Origin of the sequence: Ruminococcus gauvreauii (assembly GCF_025151995.1) — a bacterium.
Classification (GTDB): domain Bacteria; phylum Bacillota; class Clostridia; order Lachnospirales; family Lachnospiraceae; genus Ruminococcus_G; species Ruminococcus_G gauvreauii.
Map to the genome: position 1 here is coordinate 3,982,685 of NZ_CP102290.1, position 19,390 is coordinate 4,002,074.

At 48.0% G+C, this 19,390-nt stretch carries 17 protein-coding genes; 14 read left to right on the forward strand and 3 right to left on the reverse strand.

Features of this window, described 5'->3' with window-relative positions; translation table 11 throughout:
* The first annotated feature begins 5 nt into the window (after nt 1–5).
* The 9 genes from NQ502_RS18590 to hydF all read left to right on the forward strand — a co-directional run bounded on the left by NQ502_RS18590 (nt 6) and on the right by hydF (nt 13,134).
* The gene (locus tag NQ502_RS18590) at nt 6–2,312 is read left to right on the forward strand and encodes a PAS domain-containing hybrid sensor histidine kinase/response regulator (RefSeq protein WP_049898058.1); all 2,307 of its coding nucleotides are present in this window, start codon (nt 6–8) and stop codon (nt 2,310–2,312) included.
* Nucleotides 2,313–2,498: 186 nt separating this feature from the next.
* Nucleotides 2,499–4,154: a putative bifunctional diguanylate cyclase/phosphodiesterase gene (locus NQ502_RS18595; protein ID WP_044983069.1), complete on the forward strand. Its 1,656-nt coding sequence runs from the start codon at nt 2,499–2,501 to the stop codon at nt 4,152–4,154.
* 14 nt (nt 4,155–4,168) lie between these two features.
* Entirely contained in the window at nt 4,169–5,368 is a 1,200-nt protein-coding gene (locus tag NQ502_RS18600) for a GGDEF domain-containing protein (RefSeq protein ID WP_028527961.1), read from the forward strand.
* Between the two features lie 14 nt (nt 5,369–5,382).
* Nucleotides 5,383–6,612, forward strand: coding sequence for a GGDEF domain-containing protein (locus NQ502_RS18605; protein WP_028527962.1), 1,230 nt, complete (start codon nt 5,383–5,385; stop codon nt 6,610–6,612).
* 78 nt (nt 6,613–6,690) lie between these two features.
* Complete coding sequence (locus NQ502_RS18610; protein ID WP_044983070.1) at nt 6,691–9,051, forward strand: PAS domain-containing hybrid sensor histidine kinase/response regulator; 2,361 nt, start codon at nt 6,691–6,693, stop codon at nt 9,049–9,051.
* Between the two features lie 77 nt (nt 9,052–9,128).
* The gene (locus tag NQ502_RS18615) at nt 9,129–9,386 is read left to right on the forward strand and encodes a TM1266 family iron-only hydrogenase system putative regulator (RefSeq protein ID WP_028527964.1); all 258 of its coding nucleotides are present in this window, start codon (nt 9,129–9,131) and stop codon (nt 9,384–9,386) included.
* Nucleotides 9,387–9,393: 7 nt separating this feature from the next.
* A complete protein-coding gene (hydE, locus tag NQ502_RS18620) occupies nt 9,394–10,425 on the forward strand; it encodes a [FeFe] hydrogenase H-cluster radical SAM maturase HydE (RefSeq protein ID WP_044983071.1) in 1,032 nt (343 codons plus the stop codon).
* Between the two features lie 53 nt (nt 10,426–10,478).
* Nucleotides 10,479–11,927 carry a [FeFe] hydrogenase H-cluster radical SAM maturase HydG gene (hydG, locus tag NQ502_RS18625; RefSeq protein ID WP_028527966.1) on the forward strand — a complete coding sequence of 483 codons (1,449 nt, stop codon included), beginning with the start codon at nt 10,479–10,481 and terminating at the stop codon, nt 11,925–11,927.
* 19 nt (nt 11,928–11,946) lie between these two features.
* Entirely contained in the window at nt 11,947–13,134 is a 1,188-nt protein-coding gene (gene hydF, locus NQ502_RS18630) for a [FeFe] hydrogenase H-cluster maturation GTPase HydF (RefSeq protein WP_028527967.1), read from the forward strand.
* A 71-nt stretch (nt 13,135–13,205) separates the two neighbouring features.
* On the opposite strand, the gene NQ502_RS18635 is transcribed toward hydF, so the two are convergent.
* Genes NQ502_RS18635 through NQ502_RS18645 form a run of 3 tightly spaced genes read right to left on the reverse strand, consistent with a single transcriptional unit; the run spans nt 13,206 to nt 15,499 of the window.
* Nucleotides 13,206–13,772: a CDP-alcohol phosphatidyltransferase family protein gene (locus tag NQ502_RS18635; protein WP_028527968.1), complete on the reverse strand. Its 567-nt coding sequence runs from the start codon at nt 13,770–13,772 to the stop codon at nt 13,206–13,208.
* A 6-nt stretch (nt 13,773–13,778) separates the two neighbouring features.
* On the reverse strand, nt 13,779–14,897 hold the full coding sequence (locus tag NQ502_RS18640) for an MGDG synthase family glycosyltransferase (RefSeq protein ID WP_028527969.1): 1,119 nt from the start codon (nt 14,895–14,897) through the stop codon (nt 13,779–13,781).
* The gene (locus NQ502_RS18645) at nt 14,894–15,499 is read right to left on the reverse strand and encodes a glycerol-3-phosphate acyltransferase (RefSeq protein ID WP_028527970.1); all 606 of its coding nucleotides are present in this window, start codon (nt 15,497–15,499) and stop codon (nt 14,894–14,896) included. Before NQ502_RS18645 ends, NQ502_RS18640 begins: the two co-directional genes overlap by 4 nt.
* 210 nt (nt 15,500–15,709) lie before the next feature.
* Between NQ502_RS18645 and NQ502_RS18650 the strand changes: the two genes are divergently transcribed.
* From NQ502_RS18650 to NQ502_RS18670, 5 genes are all read left to right on the forward strand, one after another.
* The gene (locus NQ502_RS18650) at nt 15,710–16,294 is read left to right on the forward strand and encodes a TetR/AcrR family transcriptional regulator (protein WP_049898059.1); all 585 of its coding nucleotides are present in this window, start codon (nt 15,710–15,712) and stop codon (nt 16,292–16,294) included.
* Between the two features lie 106 nt (nt 16,295–16,400).
* Nucleotides 16,401–16,712, forward strand: a complete 312-nt coding sequence (locus tag NQ502_RS18655) for a hypothetical protein (RefSeq protein WP_028527971.1) — start codon at nt 16,401–16,403, stop codon at nt 16,710–16,712.
* Nucleotides 16,713–16,749: 37 nt separating this feature from the next.
* Nucleotides 16,750–17,433, forward strand: a complete 684-nt coding sequence (locus NQ502_RS18660) for a response regulator transcription factor (protein ID WP_028527972.1) — start codon at nt 16,750–16,752, stop codon at nt 17,431–17,433.
* Nucleotides 17,427–18,575, forward strand: a complete 1,149-nt coding sequence (locus NQ502_RS18665; RefSeq protein WP_028527973.1) for a sensor histidine kinase — start codon at nt 17,427–17,429, stop codon at nt 18,573–18,575. Before NQ502_RS18660 ends, NQ502_RS18665 begins: the two co-directional genes overlap by 7 nt.
* Before the next feature lie 108 nt (nt 18,576–18,683).
* A complete protein-coding gene (locus tag NQ502_RS18670) occupies nt 18,684–19,382 on the forward strand; it encodes an ABC transporter ATP-binding protein (RefSeq protein ID WP_028527974.1) in 699 nt (232 codons plus the stop codon).
* The last annotated feature ends 8 nt before the right edge of the window (nt 19,383–19,390 follow it).

Here is a 19,390-nt window from a genome sequence, read left to right on the forward strand (position 1 = left end):
CCAAAATGGAAGCAGAAAAAATCTTTGATGCTCTGCAGCATACCGGTATCTACATTGTGGATAGGGAAACTATGATTACTTACTATGAAAACCCGATTGCTCAGCAATATTCTGTAAAAGAGCGAATTGGGAAACCCTGTTATTCCAGTCACGGAAATACCTCCATGTGTAGTTCCTGTCCGATTCGCACCCAGGAACATGTTAGCTTTGTCAGCCGGGGAGATCTGAACATGGTTTTTATTGTCCGCAGTGTGGAAATCACCTGGAATGGACGTCCTTCCTATCTGATTTCTGTTGCGAAACAGATGGATCTGCCACACATGACAGAATACGATAAGTCCATGAATCGTATGAGCAGAGCTTTGCAGTGTTCTGTGAGTGTGTATACTGAAATTAATCTGGAAGCCATGAGCTACCGCCGGATCAAGCTGAAAAATGTGCAGCGCTTCGACACAGCGCCTGTTGGGGATTATGCCAGGGTATTTGAATTGATGTGTCAGAATGAAATACATCCGGACGATGTGGCGAGAGTCAGAGAGAATCTGGCGCCCGATATCCTCCATGCTATCAGCGCAGACAGCAAGGGCGCCAGCGAGTTCAGTGTTCGATATCGGCTGAAAAATGCTGAGCCCATGGTAATGATGGAGACGCGTGTTATCATCCTGCGCGATGAACTGCCTCATTATGCGGTGTGTATCGTTACTGATGTGACGGAAGAAACCATGCGCAATGAGCAGATTGATGCGCTGTCTAACGTTCTGCAGAATGTGGCTGTTGGAATGTTTGTATTTGAACTGGATCAAAATGACTGCCATGTGGTAATTGCAAATCCGGCTGTCTGTAAAATGATGGGCATTGACAGAGAGAAGACGTTAGGTATTCAAAACGAACAAATTTTATCTTTGACCCACCCTGATGATGTTCCGTTGATTCAGAACGTCATTCGAAAGATGAGTGTTCCCGGCGGTGCGATGGATTATGAATACCGCACGCTTAACAAAAGAAGCGGAAATTATATCTGGCTGTCGGCAAAGGCAAGAAGTATGGCCAGCCCGGACGGAAAAGTATTGGCATATATTTCATATTATGACATTACGGAAGCCAGAAAGCTGCGTGAATTACAGGCTGCTCTGGAAGCGGAAAAGAAAGCCACAGAAGCAAAATCAGGTTTTCTGGCTAACATGAGCCATGAGATTCGTACGCCAATGAACGCAATCCTGGGAATGACTGAGCTGGCGATAGGCATGGTTCATGATAACGATGTGGTAGCAGAATACCTCAAACAGATCAAAGAGTCCAGTGATTATCTGCTGGGTATCCTTAATGATATACTTGAAATGAGCCGGATCGACAGCGGTAAGGTTTCGCTGAATAAAGAGTGGATCGCTCCCCGGGAGATTCTGACCCCCGTGTTGAATATGATTTCGCCGCGGATGACGGAGAAAGGTATTACTTTTACATACGATCCCCGTATACTCCGGAGGTCAAGGATCAAATTCTTGATTGATCCGCAGAAAACAAAACAAATGCTGATGAATCTGCTGAATAATGCCTGCAAATTTACGCCGGAAGGAGGACAGGTCAAGTTGTCGTTTCGCAATATTTCTATCGATCGTTCCAATGGCACGGCGCTGGACCATATTATTATTGAAGACGATGGCTGTGGGATGAGCAAAGAATTTCTTCAGAGGATTTTCCAGCCATTTGAGCAGGAACGTATTTCACAGACAGCTTCTGTTCAAGGGACAGGTTTGGGACTTGCCATCTCCCGAACCGTAGCGAGACAGATGGGTGGGGACATTACAGTGGTCAGCGAACTAGGAAAAGGATCTGCATTCACGATTACCTTTCCATATCAGTACCGGCTCACTGATGCCGATGAGGAGACAGTGGATTCGAACGATCAGCACATCAGCGACTCCGTGCTAGCAGGCAAAAGGATTCTTTTGGCGGAAGATCATCCCCTTAACGCACTCATAGCGACGAAACTCCTGGAAAACCAGGGAATTGCGATTACACATGTCAGCGACGGGGAAGGAGCGGTGAAGATTTTTGCATCTAATCCGCCGGATACCTATGCAGCAATCTTGATGGATGTTTGTATGCCCAACATGGACGGTTTAACGGCGACAAAAGCCATTCGTTCCATGGCGCGTGAAGATGCAAAGACGATTCCTATCATCGCTATGACGGCCAATGCTTATGATGAGGACAGAAAAAAGTCAAAAGAAGCAGGTATGAACATCCATCTGACAAAACCAATTGTGCCGGCAATTTTATATGATACATTAAAGAAATGTATGAAGACATGAGGTTCATGTTATTAAAATTATTTTCTCCTACCCGGTTCTGTGGTATGACATGCAGGGACGTATGTCGTTGCATTTTCAGCAGTAATCTGCTACAATAAACAGATAATATAATGAGCAGGATACAGACAAAAGGCACTTGGGCTTACACGGTCCGGTGCCCTCTGTTTATGCGGAGGAGATGAATCAATGGAAGCACACAGAACGGTATTAATCGTAGAAGACAATCTGATTAACCGGGAGATACTCAGGGAAATCCTGGCTTCGGAATATCAGGTACTGGAAGCCGGAGACGGGCAGGAGGCACTCTCTATCCTGGAAAAACAGAGTGATAAAATCTCTTTAATACTGCTTGATATTGTTATGCCGGTTATGGACGGCTTTACATTTCTTTCGCATGTCAAGAAGGAACCCTCCTTCGCATCGATTCCTGTGATCGTCACTACACAGAGCAACAGTGAGAAGGACGAAGTGACCGCCCTGTCCCACGGCGCTGCTGATTTTGTCCCAAAACCTTACCGGCCGCAGATTATTCTGCACCGCGCGGCAAATATTATCAACCTGCGGGAAACTGCTGCCATGGTGAATCAGCTGCAGTATGACCGTCTGACAGGAATCTATAATAAAGAATATTTTTATAAATGTGCCAGAGATATACTTATGCAGAATCCCGGCGAGGAATACGATATTATCTGCTCTGATATTGAGAATTTCAAACTGGTCAACGATATCTTCGGCACTTCAGCCGGGGACTGCCTGCTTCAGGAAATCTCCGGGCTGTACCGGGAAATCATAAAAGGAGCCGGCATATATGGCCGAATTGGTGCAGACCAGTTTGCCTGTATGAGAAAACGCAGCTGCCGATATACAGATGATATGTTCATTCATTTCATACAACGTCTGAATGCGCGGTCCTGTGCGAAAAATGTCCTTATGAAATGGGGCATTTACTCCGTGGAAGACCGGGGGCTGCCGGTGGAGAAGATGTGTGACCGGGCGTTGCTGGCCGTACGCAGCATAAAGGGACAATACGGGAAATACTTTGCCTTTTATGACGATGCACTCCGCGATAAGCTGCTGCGTGAGCAGTCCATCACTGATGAAATGGCAGCCGCCCTGCTGCAGGGACAGTTCGAGGTTTATTTTCAGCCTCAGTACCGCATCGCAGACGGCAGTCTGGCCGGTGCTGAAGCCCTGGTGAGATGGATACACCCCAAGTGGGGGCTTCAGCCGCCCTCAACATTCATCCCGCTGTTTGAAAGGAATGGCTTTATCACCAGGCTGGATCAGTTCGTGTGGGACAAAGTCTGTGCGGTCCTGCAGAAATGGGACAATATGGGGTATCTCCCGATATCTGTTTCGGTCAATGTCTCCAGAGCGGATATCTACAATATCGATCTCGCTGATGATCTTCTGCGGATCGTCCGTAAGTATGGACTGACAGCGTCGCGGATACCGCTGGAGATCACCGAGAGTGCTTACACGGAAAATCCCAGTCAGATTATTGAAACTGTCCGGTCATTAAAAAGACTGGGATTTGAGATCGAAATGGATGATTTTGGGAGCGGCTATTCGTCACTCAACATGCTCAATGAAATGCCGCTGAATGTTCTGAAACTTGACATGCGTTTTGTACAAAGTGAGACAGCCAAGCCCAAAAACAGGAGCATTCTCCGCTATATCATGGAGATTGCCCGATTTCTGGGACTCCGTGTCGTGGCAGAAGGTGTTGAGACGAACGAACAGCTGGAGCGGCTGCGAGATCTCGGTTGTGACTATGTTCAGGGATACTATTTTGCCAGGCCAATGCCTATCGAAGAGTTTGAAAAACTGATAAAAAGATAGGGAGGAGGAACATCATGCCGCTTTCATTGTATTTCGGGTGGGGTCTGATGCTGCCGGTCATTCTGTCACTGCTGTATGGCATTGCAGCACATCGCGCTTTGGCGGCTCTTGGATATCGTCAGAAGAATACTGTCTGGGCGAGGCTCAGAGCTGCACTTCCGTCTCTGCTCCTGTTTACGCTATGGGGAATGGTCGATGTACCGTTGCCGGTTATATACATCCTTGCCTTCCTGGGCAAGCTGTTTCAGCTGCTTCGAAGGAACGACAGCCGTTTTAAGGAACAGTTTATCATCAATCTGACACATCTTATGACAATGGCGCTGCACATGGTGCTGATCGGCGTCTTTTCGATATGCGTGAAAATATCGATGAATGATCTTCTGAAGCTCCCTTTCTGGAGAATTGCCACTATGAGTACGGTGCTGGCGGTAAATATTCTGTTCGCCTGGCTGCTGCCAAGATGGAGTACGCTTCTCGGTGTGCTGCTTACACAGTCGGAAAGTGAGGAGGTGCGTCCCTTTCTGACTTTTTTATGGTTCTGCAATCTGTATCTGCTGCTGGACAGTGTGCTCTGCGTTGTCAGAATCGACTGGAAACGGCTGCCGGTGTTTTTGATCGGAAGCACTTTGCTGATGGAGTTTTATCTGATCCGTTTTCTTGGCCACCTGTACAGTCTTCTGAAGGTGCGGTATCTGGAAGAGGAGCATGAACAGCTGATAAGGGAATTGGCAAGGAGGAATCAGAGTGCAGAAAAATGGCGCAGTATAGGTACGCTGGATTCTCTGACCGGCATTTTTTCACGGCGCTATATCATGGAGCATACAGCTGCACTTCTTCAGGCAGATACTCAGTTTTCCCTTGTGTTTATTGATCTTGACTGCCTCAAGCAGATCAATGACAGACAGGGACATCATGCCGGTGACCATTATCTTATACAATTTGCAAAAGTATTACAGTCATGTCTGCGCGGCTCGGATATATTTGCAAGGGTGGGCGGTGATGAGTTCGCGGTGCTGTTTCCTGAGTGTCCTATGGAAACAGCGGTGAAACGGATGGAGGAAATCCGTTCCCGGATGACGGAACAGTACAGTCCCCCATTTTCCTTCAGCTTTGGAGTTTCCTGCACATCTGATAACTCGGAAGAATCGGCAGAAGACTTATTCAGCCGGGCGGACGAGGCGATGTACCGGGATAAAAAGAACCGATCAGGATAGGGGAGGAGGAACAAATGCACTTACTTTTACTGACTGCAGCTGCATATTTTTATTTCAACCAAAGGTACTTTTGCATGGCAGAAAAATTCTGCGAAATGCAGTCTCCCCGCAGGCTGTTTGTACCGCTTTGCTTTGTCGTTAACTATTCGTTCTTCTATCTGTGCAGCGTACTGGAATTTCCGCTCACTGTGAACTGGTTCCTGTTTGCATTTTTGCTGTTTTTTGAGACGCTTCTGTACAATAAGGGGGAAAAGCGGTGTGCGCTGTTTGCCGCGCTGCTGGGGATTCTCTACGGACTCGCATCCAATATCTTTTGCCGCAGCATCGCTGCTATCGTGATGGACAAGCCGCTTCAGCACTTTGACAATCATGTTTCGAGCACAGCCAACCTGAAGGGGATACCCGTCTTTCTGGGCTTTATGCTCACAGGACTGATCATGCAGCTCCTGAGCGGGCAGGTCTTTACAGAGAGGATGCGCCGAATACTGAGGCATCCGTGGCATCAGGCATTCTTGCTGGAGATGATGGCGGGGCTGTTTTTCTATATGTTTCTCAATCTGCTCCTTTATTCAACGCCGCTCAACGATGTATTCCTGAAGGTATGGAGCATCAAATCCTGCATGTTCAGCATTGTGGGACTTTATATAGCGGTCCGGTACACCATCCGTATCTGTGACATGGAGGATTACAGGGAGAAAAACCGGAGTATACAGCGGATGCTGGAGGAGCGAAGACGGGAAGAGGAAGAGCTGCGGCAGCAGGCAGCTGCAGATCCGCTGACGGGGCTTTATAACCGCCAGTATGCAGATGAGAAGATCGAATCCATGCTGAAACAAAAAATCCCTTTTACCGTCTGTTTTTTGGATTTGGACGGACTCAAATATGTCAACGATCAGTTTGGTCACGAGGAAGGCGACCATTATATTCTGACGGCTACGGATCATATCCAGCGCAGCTGCCGCTGTGGAAAAGATCTGCTCTGCAGATATGGCGGGGATGAGTTTCTGATTCTGTTTGAAGGACTTTTAGCGGAAAAAGCGGAGGAGAAGGCAGAAGCGATCAATCGTGATCTGGGCAGAATAGGATGCGATGGGGATTTCCCGTATTCTATGTCACTGAGCTGCGGCGTGGTGGAGAGTCCTTCATATTCAGACGGTGCAGCCATGATCCAGGAGGCTGACCGAAAAATGTACGAACAGAAACGCAAAAAACGGCGGGCACGTGATCAGAGCCTGGTCCCCTGAAAAATATTGCTTTTCCATAACCAGTTAGATATAATATGAACAAGGAAAATAAAAATTACAGTGATCAGGAGAACAATTATGGATGACCGGGGGTTGCGTCTGGAAAAGAAAGCAGGATATTTTAAGTGGATGCTGGATGAATACGTGGGAAATGTCTATGTCTGCGATATGGATACATACGAGCTGTTATATCTGAATCAAAATGCCTGCGAAACGCTGGGAGTTCCCATAGAAAAAGTTCTTGGCCGCAAATGCTATGAAGTGATCCAGGGCAGGACATCGCCATGTCCTTTTTGCACGAATGACCGTATAACGGAGGATGAATTTTACGAATGGGAATTCTTCAATCCCGTTTTAGACCATAAGTTTATGATCAAAAATCGTGTGATAGACTGGGAAGGACATCGGGCGAGACTTGAACTTTCACACGATGATGACAGCACGGAATATAAGATTGCGAAAAAAAACCGGGAGCGGTCGGCAATCCTGAGGACGATTCCGGGAGGTTTTGCCCGGCTGGATGCCCGTGATATGAGGACTGTTCTATGGTATGGGGGCGATTTCCTGCGGCTCATCGGCTATACAGAGGATCAGTTTATCAATGAGCTGAATTCCCAGTGTACTTATGTACACCCCGACGATTTGGAGCGGGCAATCAGCGTCATGCAGGAATCAAAAGCCACCGGTCATGATACGACCATGGAGACACGTATCATAACCCGCGATGAAAAGGTCAGAATACTGACGATGACTTTCAGCTATGTCAGCAGCGAAGAGAGCTGGGATGGTATAGAATCATTCTACAGTGTCGGCATTGATATCACAAAAGACCGTGAGGAGCAGGCAAGACAGCGAAAAGCGCTGGAAGATGCATGCCAGGCAGCACAGGTTGCAAGTGCCGCCAAATCCAATTTTCTTTCTTCCATGTCACACGATATCCGTACGCCTATGAATGCCATAATGGGAATGGCGGCTATTGCCCGGGCGAATCTGAACAGCCCCGGTAAAGTGTATGACTGCCTGAATAAGATAGGCACATCCGGCAAACATTTACTGAGCCTGATCAATGAAGTCCTGGATATGTCTAAGATAGAGAGCGGGAAAATAGACCTGGCATTGGGACAGGTAAATCTGCCCGGTATATTACAGGATGTAATGGATATGTGCGGCCCCCTGATCAACGAAAAACGTCAGCAGTTTCAGATCAGTATCGGACAGGTACAGCATGAAGAAGTGATTGCAGACGGTGACCGGCTGCAGCAGATTCTGATGAATCTCCTTTCAAATGCCATTAAATATACACATGAGGAGGGGACGATCACCCTTAGGATCAGTGAACAACCATCCCAGACTCACGGAAAAAGTCAATATGAGTTCACCTGTATCGACAGCGGGATCGGGATGTCACCGGAATACCTCTCTCACATCTTTGAACCGTTCTCACGGGCGGAAGATCCCCGGATCAGCAAGCTTCAGGGCACCGGACTTGGCATGACGATAACAGAGAATGTTGTCCGAATGATGAATGGCACAATCCAGGTGGAGAGTGAACTGGGAAAAGGCAGTAAATTTACGGTATCAGTACCAATGGAATGGTGCGGACAGGAGGAATCATTAAGCGATGAACTGCTGGGACTGCCGGTACTTGTCGTTGATGATGATCAGATTACGTGTGAGAATGCTGCTGCACTGCTGAATGAGTTGGGAATGCGCGGATACTGGGTAATGTCAGGGAGAGAAGCCATCGGCCGTATAGCAGCAGCCCATGATCAGAAGGATGACTTTTTTGCTGTTATTCTGGACTGGGTCATGCCGGATATGAATGGTTTAGAGACCGTCAGAGTCATCCGCGAAAAACTGGGTGACGATGTTCCGATTATCATCATATCAGCATATGACTACTCTGATATTGAAGAGGAATTTATAAGTGCAGGTGCAGATGCTTTTATCACCAAACCCCTCTTTAAGTCAAAAATGCTGCAGGTTCTGCAGCTGTTCATTTCTTCAGAGGAGTCCGATGCGGTGCATGCAGCAGATGAAAAGAAGGACCCTGAATTTTATGGTAAGAGAATACTGCTGGCGGAGGACAATGAAGTCAATCGTGAAATTGTTATAGAATTGCTGAGGGTGCATGATATCAGTGTAGATGCAGCGGAAAACGGACAACAGGCCATGGAAATGTTTGATACTTCAGAACCGGGAACCTATCATGCGATTCTTATGGACATTCAGATGCCAGTGTTAAATGGTTACGGTGCAGCTGCCGGGATAAGATCTCTGAAAAGGAGTGATGCGCAGAGTATCCCCATTATAGCACTGACTGCGGATGCATTCGCTGATGATATCGCCCGGTCGCAGAAAGCCGGGATGAATGCTCATATTGCAAAACCTGTAGATGTAAACTATCTGCTGGAGACTTTGCATAAGTGGATGGACTGATTTCACAGATGGATGTTCGGGAAAAATACAGGTATCATAAACAGATAGAAAGATAGTTTATCCGGAGAGGAGTATATATGACAACCAGGGTAGCAGTTATGGGGATTATTGTTGAGAAAACAGAGTCGGCAGGTAAGCTGAATACACTGCTTCACGAATACGGGGATTATATGATCGGCAGAATGGGGATCCCTTACAGGAAGCGTGGGATCAATATTATTTCAGTATGTCTTGATGCTCCGCAGAATACGATTTCAGCGCTTGCGGGGAAAATAGGCAATATTGACGGGATCAGTGTAAAGACCTCTTATTCCAATGTTGCCTATGAAGAGTAAGGTGGTAATGGACCTGGCAAAACAACTGGCTGAGCAGAGACGCTTGACGGAGGATGAGTATGCGCATCTTATCCGATTCCGTACAGCTGAATCTTCCGTGTATCTTGCTAAGCGCGCGGATCAGATACGAAAGAAGATATACAAAAATCATGTGTATATCCGCGGGCTGATCGAAATCAGCAATATCTGCCGCAATGACTGTTACTACTGCGGGATACGCAGGTCGAATACGGCGTGCGAAAGATACCGGCTGACAAAACAGCAGATTCTCGGCTGCTGCCGGGAAGGATATGAGCTCGGTTTCCGGACCTTTGTCATGCAGGGCGGAGAGGGCACGTATCCGGTGGGAAAGATTGCTGATATCGTGAAGAGTGTCAAGGAACGATATTCGGATTGTGCCGTAACACTCTCACTCGGCGAGTATACCCGGGCGGAATACGAGATCATGCGTGATGCCGGGGCGGACAGATATCTGCTCCGTCACGAGACGGCGGACAGGGAACACTACAGGAAGCTGCATCCGGCCGTCATGTCCTGGGAAAACAGGATGCGGTGCCTTTATGACCTGAAGGAACTTGGGTTTCAGGTCGGATGCGGGTTTATGGTCGGTTCCCCGTATCAGACAGCGGAGAGTCTTGCAAAAGACCTGAAGTTCATCGAGAAATTCATGCCGGATATGTGCGGGATCGGTCCGTTTATTCCGCAGGGGGACACGCCGTTTCGGGATATTCCTGCCGGGAGCGGGGAACTGACAGTCTTTCTGCTGTCTGTTATCCGCCTGATAAAACCGAATATTCTGCTGCCGGCGACGACCGCGCTCGGCACGATCATGGAAAACGGCAGGGAGCAGGGGATACTGGCAGGAGCCAATGTTATCATGCCGAATCTGTCTCCACTGTCCGAACGGAAAAAGTATTCTCTGTACGATAACAAAATCTGTTCCGGTGAGGAATCGGCACAGAGCGTCAGCACACTGAGAGATCATATGAGGTCGATCGGTTATCAGATCATCACTGCGAAAGGTGATATTATAAAATGACAGCGTATTCTGAAGGAAAGTGTATTCTGACCATAAGAAAGGAAAATGAGCAAATGAAAAACTATAATCCCGAATCACGAAAGGCTGAGGAGTTTATCAATGACGGTGAAATCCTTGAGACTATCAGATATGCGGAGGAGAACAGCCGCAATATTCCACTGATCGACAGCATCCTCGAAAAGGCACGTCCCAGGATGACAGAAGGCGGCGTGCACTGCGCTGGTCTGACACACCGGGAAGCGTCGGTGCTTCTGGCCTGTGACATTCCGGAAAAGGTAGAAGAGATGTATCGGCTGGCAGAGCAGATCAAGCAGGCGTTCTATGGAAACCGCATTGTGATGTTTGCGCCGCTCTATCTCTCGAACTACTGTGTCAACGGATGTGTTTACTGTCCTTACCATCTCAGGAACAGACATATCCCGAGAATCAAGCTGTCACAGGACGACATCCGGCGTGAGGTCATCGCGCTTCAGGATATGGGACATAAACGTCTGGCGATTGAGGCGGGTGAAGACCCGGTGAACAACCCCATCGAATATATTCTGGAATGTATTGAAACGATTTATTCTATTCGTCATAAGAACGGCGCTATCCGCCGCGTCAACGTCAATATAGCGGCTACGACGGTTGAGAATTACCGGAAACTGAAAGACGCCGGAATCGGTACTTATATTTTATTTCAGGAAACGTACCACAGGCAGAGCTATCTGGAGCTGCATCCGACCGGGCCGAAACACGATTACGATTACCACACGGAAGCGATGGACCGTGCGATGGAGGGTGGGATCGACGATGTGGGGCTTGGCGTGCTGTTCGGTCTCGAAAAGTATAAGTACGAGTTTGCCGGTCTTCTCATGCATGCGGAGCACCTGGAGGCGGTGCACGGCGTGGGTCCGCATACGATCAGCGTGCCGAGAGTCAAACACGCGGATGATATCGATCCGGACGTCTTTGACAACAGCTTAAGTGATGACGTGTTTGAAAAAATCATCGCCTGCATCCGGATCGCCGTGCCGTATACAGGCATGATTATCTCTACACGGGAGAGCCGGGAAGTGCGGGAGAGAGTCCTTCATCTCGGCGTCTCGCAGATCAGCGGCGCGTCACGGACTACGGTCGGCGGCTACGCCGAGGAAGAACGCCCGCATGATTCAGAACAGTTTGACGTATCGGACCAGCGTACGCTCGATGAGGTGGTGCGGTGGTTGATGCAGCTCGGATGCATTCCATCCTTCTGCACCGCCTGTTACCGCGAAGGGAGAACGGGCGACCGCTTCATGAGCCTGTGCAAGAGCGGTCAGATACAGAATTGCTGTCATCCGAACGCGCTGATGACGCTTGCGGAATACCTTATCGACTATGCAGGGGAAGATACGAAAGATATGGGATTTGCACTGATTGAGCGTGAACTGGAGAAGATCCCCAGGGATAAGACCAGAGTAATTGCCAGACAGCATATAAAAGATATCATGGAATCAAACCGCCGTGATTTCCGCTTTTAACAGTAGGGGGTGCTGACAGATGGGATTGCAGGATCAGGTCTCTGCCGAGAGGATTCATATCGGATTTTTCGGAATCAGAAATGCCGGCAAATCGAGCGTTGTCAATGCGGTGACCGGACAGAAGCTGGCGCTCGTATCAGATATAAAGGGGACGACGACAGACCCCGTGAAAAAGGCGATGGAGCTGCTGCCGCTCGGTCCGGTTGTGATCATTGACACACCGGGGATAGACGATGAGGGAAAACTGGGAAAAATGAGAGTCAAACGTGCGCTGCAGATGCTGAATCAGACGGATATTGCAGTGCTTGTTGTTGACGGCAAAATCGGGATGCAAAAGGCAGACCGCAAGTTGGTTTCTCTGTTCGAGACGAAGGAGATTCCGTATCTTATCGTGTATAACAAATCAGACCTTTGCGATGCTCTGCCCGCTGCAGGAGAAAATGAAATATACGTGAGCGCTGTGAATGGGGAGAATATCCATGAGCTGAAGGAGATGATCGCGCGCTTTGCAGTGAAGGAAGAGCACGCCCGTTATCTCGTGGCAGACCTTCTTTCAGAAGGCGATACGGTCGTTCTCGTCGTTCCGATCGATTCTGCGGCGCCAAAAGGACGTCTGATCCTGCCGCAGCAGCAGACGATACGCGAGATCCTCGATGCCGGTGCTTCGGCTGTTATCACGCGGGAAAAGGAATTTTCGCGGACACTCGCTTCTCTTGGAAGGAGCCCAAGGCTTGTGATCACAGACTCCCAGGTGTTTGTGCAGGTAGAGCGAGAGACGCCTGACGAGATACTGCTGACTTCATTTTCCATACTCTTTGCGCGTTATAAGGGAAACCTGAAAGAAGCCGTGCGCGGAGCGGCCATACTGGACAGGCTGCAGGACGGGGATACGGTGCTTATCTCGGAAGGATGTACACATCACCGCCAGTGTGATGATATCGGAACCGTAAAGATGCCGAAATGGGTCAGAGCTTATACGGGAAAGAAGATTCATTTTGCGTTTACCTCCGGGGGAGAGTTCCCGGAGGAACTGTCAGAATATGCGCTGGTGATTCACTGCGGGGGCTGTATGCTGGGAGAAAAGGAGATGAGATACCGTGTACACCGCAGCATTGACTCTGGTTTGCCGATCACGAATTATGGGATTGCCATCGCGCAGATGCATGGCATTTTGCAGCGTGCGATTGCGCCGTTCATCAGAGAATAAAAAAGAAAATCCAAAACAACGGGGGGTGATGCAACACCCCCCGTTTATGTATCGGAACACATGAAAAAAGGCTAATTCCGTAGCTCTTTTATCTGACGGTGGTACTGTCTCAAATACAGGATGAATGATATGATCATGGCAAGGATGCATGCAAGGATCAGCAGACTGACAAAGTAAGACGGAATATCATGGAACAAGAGCAAAACCAACATGGCGGCGTCCAGAAGCGCCGTGCATATTTTCCCATGCATCTTTGCACCTTCCGTCGGAACTCCCCGTCTGATCAGATACAGCCCCAGGACGCCCATGACAGCCTCCTTGATCAGAAAAACGGCCAGCAATACGGCAACGGCAGGATAGCGGAATGTAAAACTCAGTGCCAGCGCCCCCTGTGTGATCTTGTCTGCGATGGGGTCCAGTATCTTTCCGAAATCTGTAACCATATCAAAACGTCTTGCAATCTTTCCATCCAGAAAATCTGATAGAAAAGAGAGAAAAATGATAAAAACAGCCAGATGGTAATCGCGTTCACTCGACGCATTGACGTAAACATACAGATAAACGGGAAGGAGCAGGATCCGAAAATAGCCAAGCAGATTGGGAATTGATAAATATTCTTTTGTAACATTCTTTTTCATCGTAAACTATTCCTCCTCACCCAGGGTATGCTTTAAAAAGTGATAGATTTCCAGGGCAGCATCCGGATGACTGTGCACAGACTGACAGTGCAGCATATGAGAGATCCGGTCCGGTTGCTTTAATAATTGCAGACCTGCCAGTATCTGCTTCTTTCTGGTGGCGGCGCTGATGCTCATACCGCGTGTGACGAAATAATTTCTGTTTACTGTCTCACATCCGGGAATCGGCTTTGTGTGGACGACAGGTATTCTGGAGACTGCAGCTTCTGTTGAGGTCAGTCCGCCTGGCTTTGTAAATACGAGGTCACATGCCTTTGTCAGAAGATGCATCTGGGATGTGAAGCCAATGATCATGATATCTGGACTGTGATTAAATTCTGCTTCCATTTTTTTCTTAAGCTTCCGGTCTCTGCCGGTCACCACTATAATTTTTTCATCGCTGCACAGAGATTTCAGCAGCTTCGTGAATTTGCAGAGATTACCGGCGCCCATACTTCCTCCCTCCAGGAGTATATACGTTGCATTCTGTTCCAGAGCCAGTTTTCGACGGGCACTCTGCCTGGAATCGGGGCCGGTGAACTTTCTGGAAACAGGGATTCCAAAAGGGAGCAGCTTTTCCCGGGGAATTCCGCGTCTGCTGACAGAGTGTTTCAAACTGGCATCCGGAATGACATAATAGTCACAGGAAGTCTCCTCCCAGAATGGAATGCATGTGTAATCTGTCATAAGTGCAAGCGTAAACGGAAGGTTTATCCCATGGTTTTTCATATGGGTGATCGTTTCAGCAGGGTACAGATGCGGCATTACGATCGCATCTACAGGATGTTCATTCAGGTACGTCTTCAGGTATTTTGACATTTTACCGTTCAGATAATAGACCGGTGATTTTGGCACAAGCCTGCTGACCAGCATGCCGATCTGATAAAGAATCCCAAAGAACAGGGGGATTTTTTTAACAATATGAATATAAGAATTTCCAACTATATGTGAGACCTTTTTTCCCGCCAGGCTGAGATAATCGAGCACTACCGCCTCGTCTCCATGGGATCTGATCTCTTCCGCTACTGCAAACGCCGCGGAATTATGTCCGCCGCCGGTGCTGCAGGATAGAATTAATACTTTCATACGTCAGTCCTCGTATCATGATAAATTAACGGAATACAGTGTTTATATATGACCGTACCGGCGAGCATAATACATCCCAAAAGGACAGAACGCCGCTTTTCGAACAGAATACAGGAAAAGATCAATCCGAGAAAAGCACAAACGCTTCTTTTGGCATGCGGTGTCAGACGAATTACCAGTGAAAAAAAGAGGTAAAAGCCTGCAAGCGCCAGCAGTGGGAATGCGTTTGGCAGAAGTCCGAGGAGCACGCCGAATGACACGGCGATAGCCTTTCCGCCCTCTCCGTGATAAAAAACAGAAAAAGCGTGGCCAAAAACCGGCGCTGCCATGACGAAGGCAAACAACAGGCATCCGCTTCCCAGATAGCTTCTGCAGGCTGTCACCGGCAGACAGCCTTTCAGCAGATCGGCAAGCAGGGTAAAGATGCCGCACATGATCCCGCCGTATCTGAAAGCATTGAATGTGCCGGGATTTCCATCGTCGGAGACTGCCGTAAGATCAATTCCTTTCATTAATCCAGAAAACACTTTGCCAAACAGAATGCTTCCGGAGAGATAGCCCAATACGGTAAAAAGTATATATCCGGGAATTACGTTTCTCATGTTAGCTTCCTCCGCTGTATAAAAAGCCTGCACGGCGTCATCACCATAAATGAAAGTCGACTGCTCCGTCCTTCGGACTTCCGCAATTGCCCCCGGGTAAGTTGTCATTGACACGCCATGTCTCTTATGCTATAAACATGTTACAAATGTAACATCCTTTTGGAGAATAGTCAATACGGAAACAGCCGGACGGAGGTAAATGGCAATCTTATGAAAAACGTATGTGAAATTTTGAAAAAAGACAGAGGTATACGAAAGCTGTCAAATGAAGAAGCAAACAAGCTGACCAGAGAATGCCTTCAGACGGCGCTCGTTTATCTGATGAGTGAGAAATCATTTGAAAAGATTACGATTACAGAACTTGTGAAACGGTCCGGTGTATCGAGGCAGTCTTTTTACAGGAACTATCATTCAAAAGAAGAGGTTCTGGCCGATATGTCTCAGAATGTCATGCAGTCGATCACAGAATCCATTCAGGAGGGTAAATATGCAGGCGACCCCTATCAGTGGTATTATGATCTGTTTTTTCAGATTAAGGAAAACGAGGACACAATCCGGCTGCTGCTCGAGGCCAATATGAAACAAAGTGGATTTGAAAATATCGTCCTTCTGTTTCACAGAGGTTATCAGGCGGCGTCAACAGAACAGTACTATCAGATGCTCGCGTACGAAGGTGCGGTTGATACCGTGATCTATAACTGGTTTGCCGGAGGAATGAAAGAGAGCGTCGGGTATATGGCAGGTCTTTGCGATCAGATACTCGAAAATATATGGAAACTGCCCGAAGTGTTGTGAAAATACAATTTTTTCTAACCTTCCTTTAACCTTCCTTCTTGTATACTGAACTCACAGTTACACATAAACACCAGACTTAAATTAATATTCAAGGAGGAATATCATTATGATGAAAAACAAAATTGCAGGCGGGCTGATCGCGTTGGCATCGATAACAGCGTTTACCGCATTTACCGCGTTCGCAGCGGAGCCTTCCGTATCGGCTGAAAAACCGGATTCTGCAGTTGTCCGGGATTCAGAGCAGGAAGACGTTGTAACAACAGAGAGCACGCACACATTCAGCTCGGAAGACGGGGCTGAAGTCGAGTTTGTTCCGGCTGAAAACTATGAACTTAAAACAGATGAAAACGGCGACCAGTATCTGATCATGGAGAGCGGCGAAAAGGTCTATTTCAGTTCAACCGAAGCGTCAGAATGACGGTCACGGAATATTAAGAGAAAGGGTGTGAAATTCGATGAGGCTTTTAATCGTTGAGGACGAGGAAGATATGTGCGAGACTCTGTGCTACGGTCTGCGAAAGTGCGGTTATGCTGTGGACTTTGCAGGAAATGGCGCAGATGCGGTGGAACTGTGTGAAATTAATGATTATGACCTGGTGGTGCTCGACCTCAATCTTCCCGGACTTGACGGTATGGAAGTCCTGAAGCACATCCGCTTGATGCAGAAGTCATTGCGGGTCCTGATCCTGTCTGCAAGATCTGATATAACGGATAAGATTGCCGGACTGGATTCCGGAGCGAATGACTATCTCACAAAGCCATTCCACTTTGGTGAACTGGAAGCCCGCATTCGTGCACTGCTTCGACGGTCATTCGTCCAGACGGAGGCTGCCCTTAAAAGGGGCGGTCTCTGTCTGGACAGCATCGCAAAGACGGTTAGTTTTGAAGGAAAACAACTGGAACTGTCGATGCGGGAATTTGCTATTTTAGAGTACCTGATGATAAATATGGGCAGACCGGTCAGCGCCGAAGAACTGATAGAGCACGTGTGGGACAGCGAGGCCGATCCCTTCTCCAACCAGATCAAAGTCTATATCAGTACGATTCGGCGTAAACTGTCGGGTTTTACAGATGACACGGTTATCAGGAGCATCCGGGGGGCCGGCTATATTATAGACAGGGAGAATATATCATGCTGAAAAGATTATCACTACGTGTACGTCTGACACTTCTGTCTGCACTGGTAACAGCCGGGATGGCAGCAGCACTGACGGTTGTGTTTCTGGTCAGTGCAGATCTTATATTTGTGCAGCAGCTGCCCCGGGAACTCACAGATGTTTCGCAGACGGTATTTGATAAAGAAGAGACCTTCGTGGTAAAAGAGAAAAGTTCCTCAGATGCCGGATACGGCGTCGAGATCAGTCTGACCAGAGCCGGAAATCAGTTTAATACGTGGGGAATATTAGGACTGGTTCTTATCATCATTTTAGGAACCGGTGCTGCCTGGCTGATGGCGGGACGCGCACTTAAACCAGTGCAGGAGTTATCTTCTGCGATCAGAGAAGTTCGTGGTGATGATTTGTCTTTGCGGGTGAATACGGATGGCAGACAGGACGAGATCGGGCAGCTGGCTCATTCTTTTAATGAAATGATGGATAAGGTCACGGAATCTTTCGAACGGCAAAGACGTTTTTCCGCCAATGCGGCACATGAACTTCGCACCCCGCTTACCACGATCCAGGTAGGTCTGGAAGTCCTTGACCTGGAGGAGGAGCCTTCCAGGGCTCAGATGGAAAAGGTGCTGGCAGTGACCCGGTCCAATACAAGCCGGATGATCTGTCTTGTAGAAGGCTTATTTCATCTGTCAGCCGACGAAAATTATGAGCTGGATGAGGAGGTGCCGATCGATGATCTTTTTGCCGGAATCATAACAGAACTTTCGCATATGATCGAAGACAAGCGCCTGACGGTTACCTCAAAGATCTCATATGGCCTGAAACTGAAGGGGAGCAGTACCATGCTCTGCCGCGCCATGTTCAACCTGGTTGAAAATGCTGTCAAATACAGCCGTGTCGGCGGATCGATTTCCATATCCTCATGGAAAGAAGAAGAAACAATTGTGATCCACATCGTTGATACCGGCATTGGTATCGCTGAAGATGATTTGAAACATATATTTGAACCGTTTTACCGGGCTGACCGTTCTCGTTCCCGTGCGACAGGGGGATCCGGTCTGGGACTTCCCCTGGTCAGGGATATTATCTTAAAACATGGGGGCAGCATTGAGGTGGAGAGCACACTGGATAAGGGGACTTCTGTTACCATGCAGTTTAAAAAATAAAACACATTTACTTAACGTGAAATAAATGCTATACTATAGTTAGCTAAAACTAACAAATAAGATGATTTGTTTATAGGATGTTGTATCCATAAACGGACTGGAGGGGATATGTTTCTTGCAGTTAACCATATTAAAAAATCATTTGGAATTGGCGACAGCCGTGTGGAGGTGCTGAAAGGAATTGACATGGAACTGGACCGGGGAGAATTTTGTGTCCTGCTGGGACCGTCCGGATCAGGCAAATCAACACTTTTAAATATTATCGGAGGGATCGACAGTGCCGATGAAGGGGATATCTGCATTGACGGGGAACGTATGGCAGATATGAAGGAAAAGCAGCTGACACTCTATCGTAGAAAGCACCTGGGGTATATTTTCCAGATGTACAATCTGATCCCAAATCTGACAGTTCGGGAAAATATTGAAGTGGGTGCTTATCTCGGTGAACGGTCTCTGGATGTCGATGAGCTTCTTCATACGCTGGGATTGTATGAACATCAGAGAAAGCTGCCCAATCAGCTTTCAGGAGGCCAGCAGCAGAGGACGGCAATCGGCAGGGCGATTGTGAAAAATCCTGATATCCTGTTGTGTGACGAGCCAACCGGAGCTCTGGATTACCATACTTCCAAAGAGATTCTCAGGCTAATCGAGACGGTTAATCAAAGATACGGCAATACCGTTATCATGGTTACCCACAATGATGCAATTAAAAATATGGCAGACCGCGTCGTACAGCTGAGAGACGGCATGATCCGCAGGAATTACCGCAACGAAAACAGGATATCTGCAGAAGAGCTGGATTGGTAAGGAGGCTG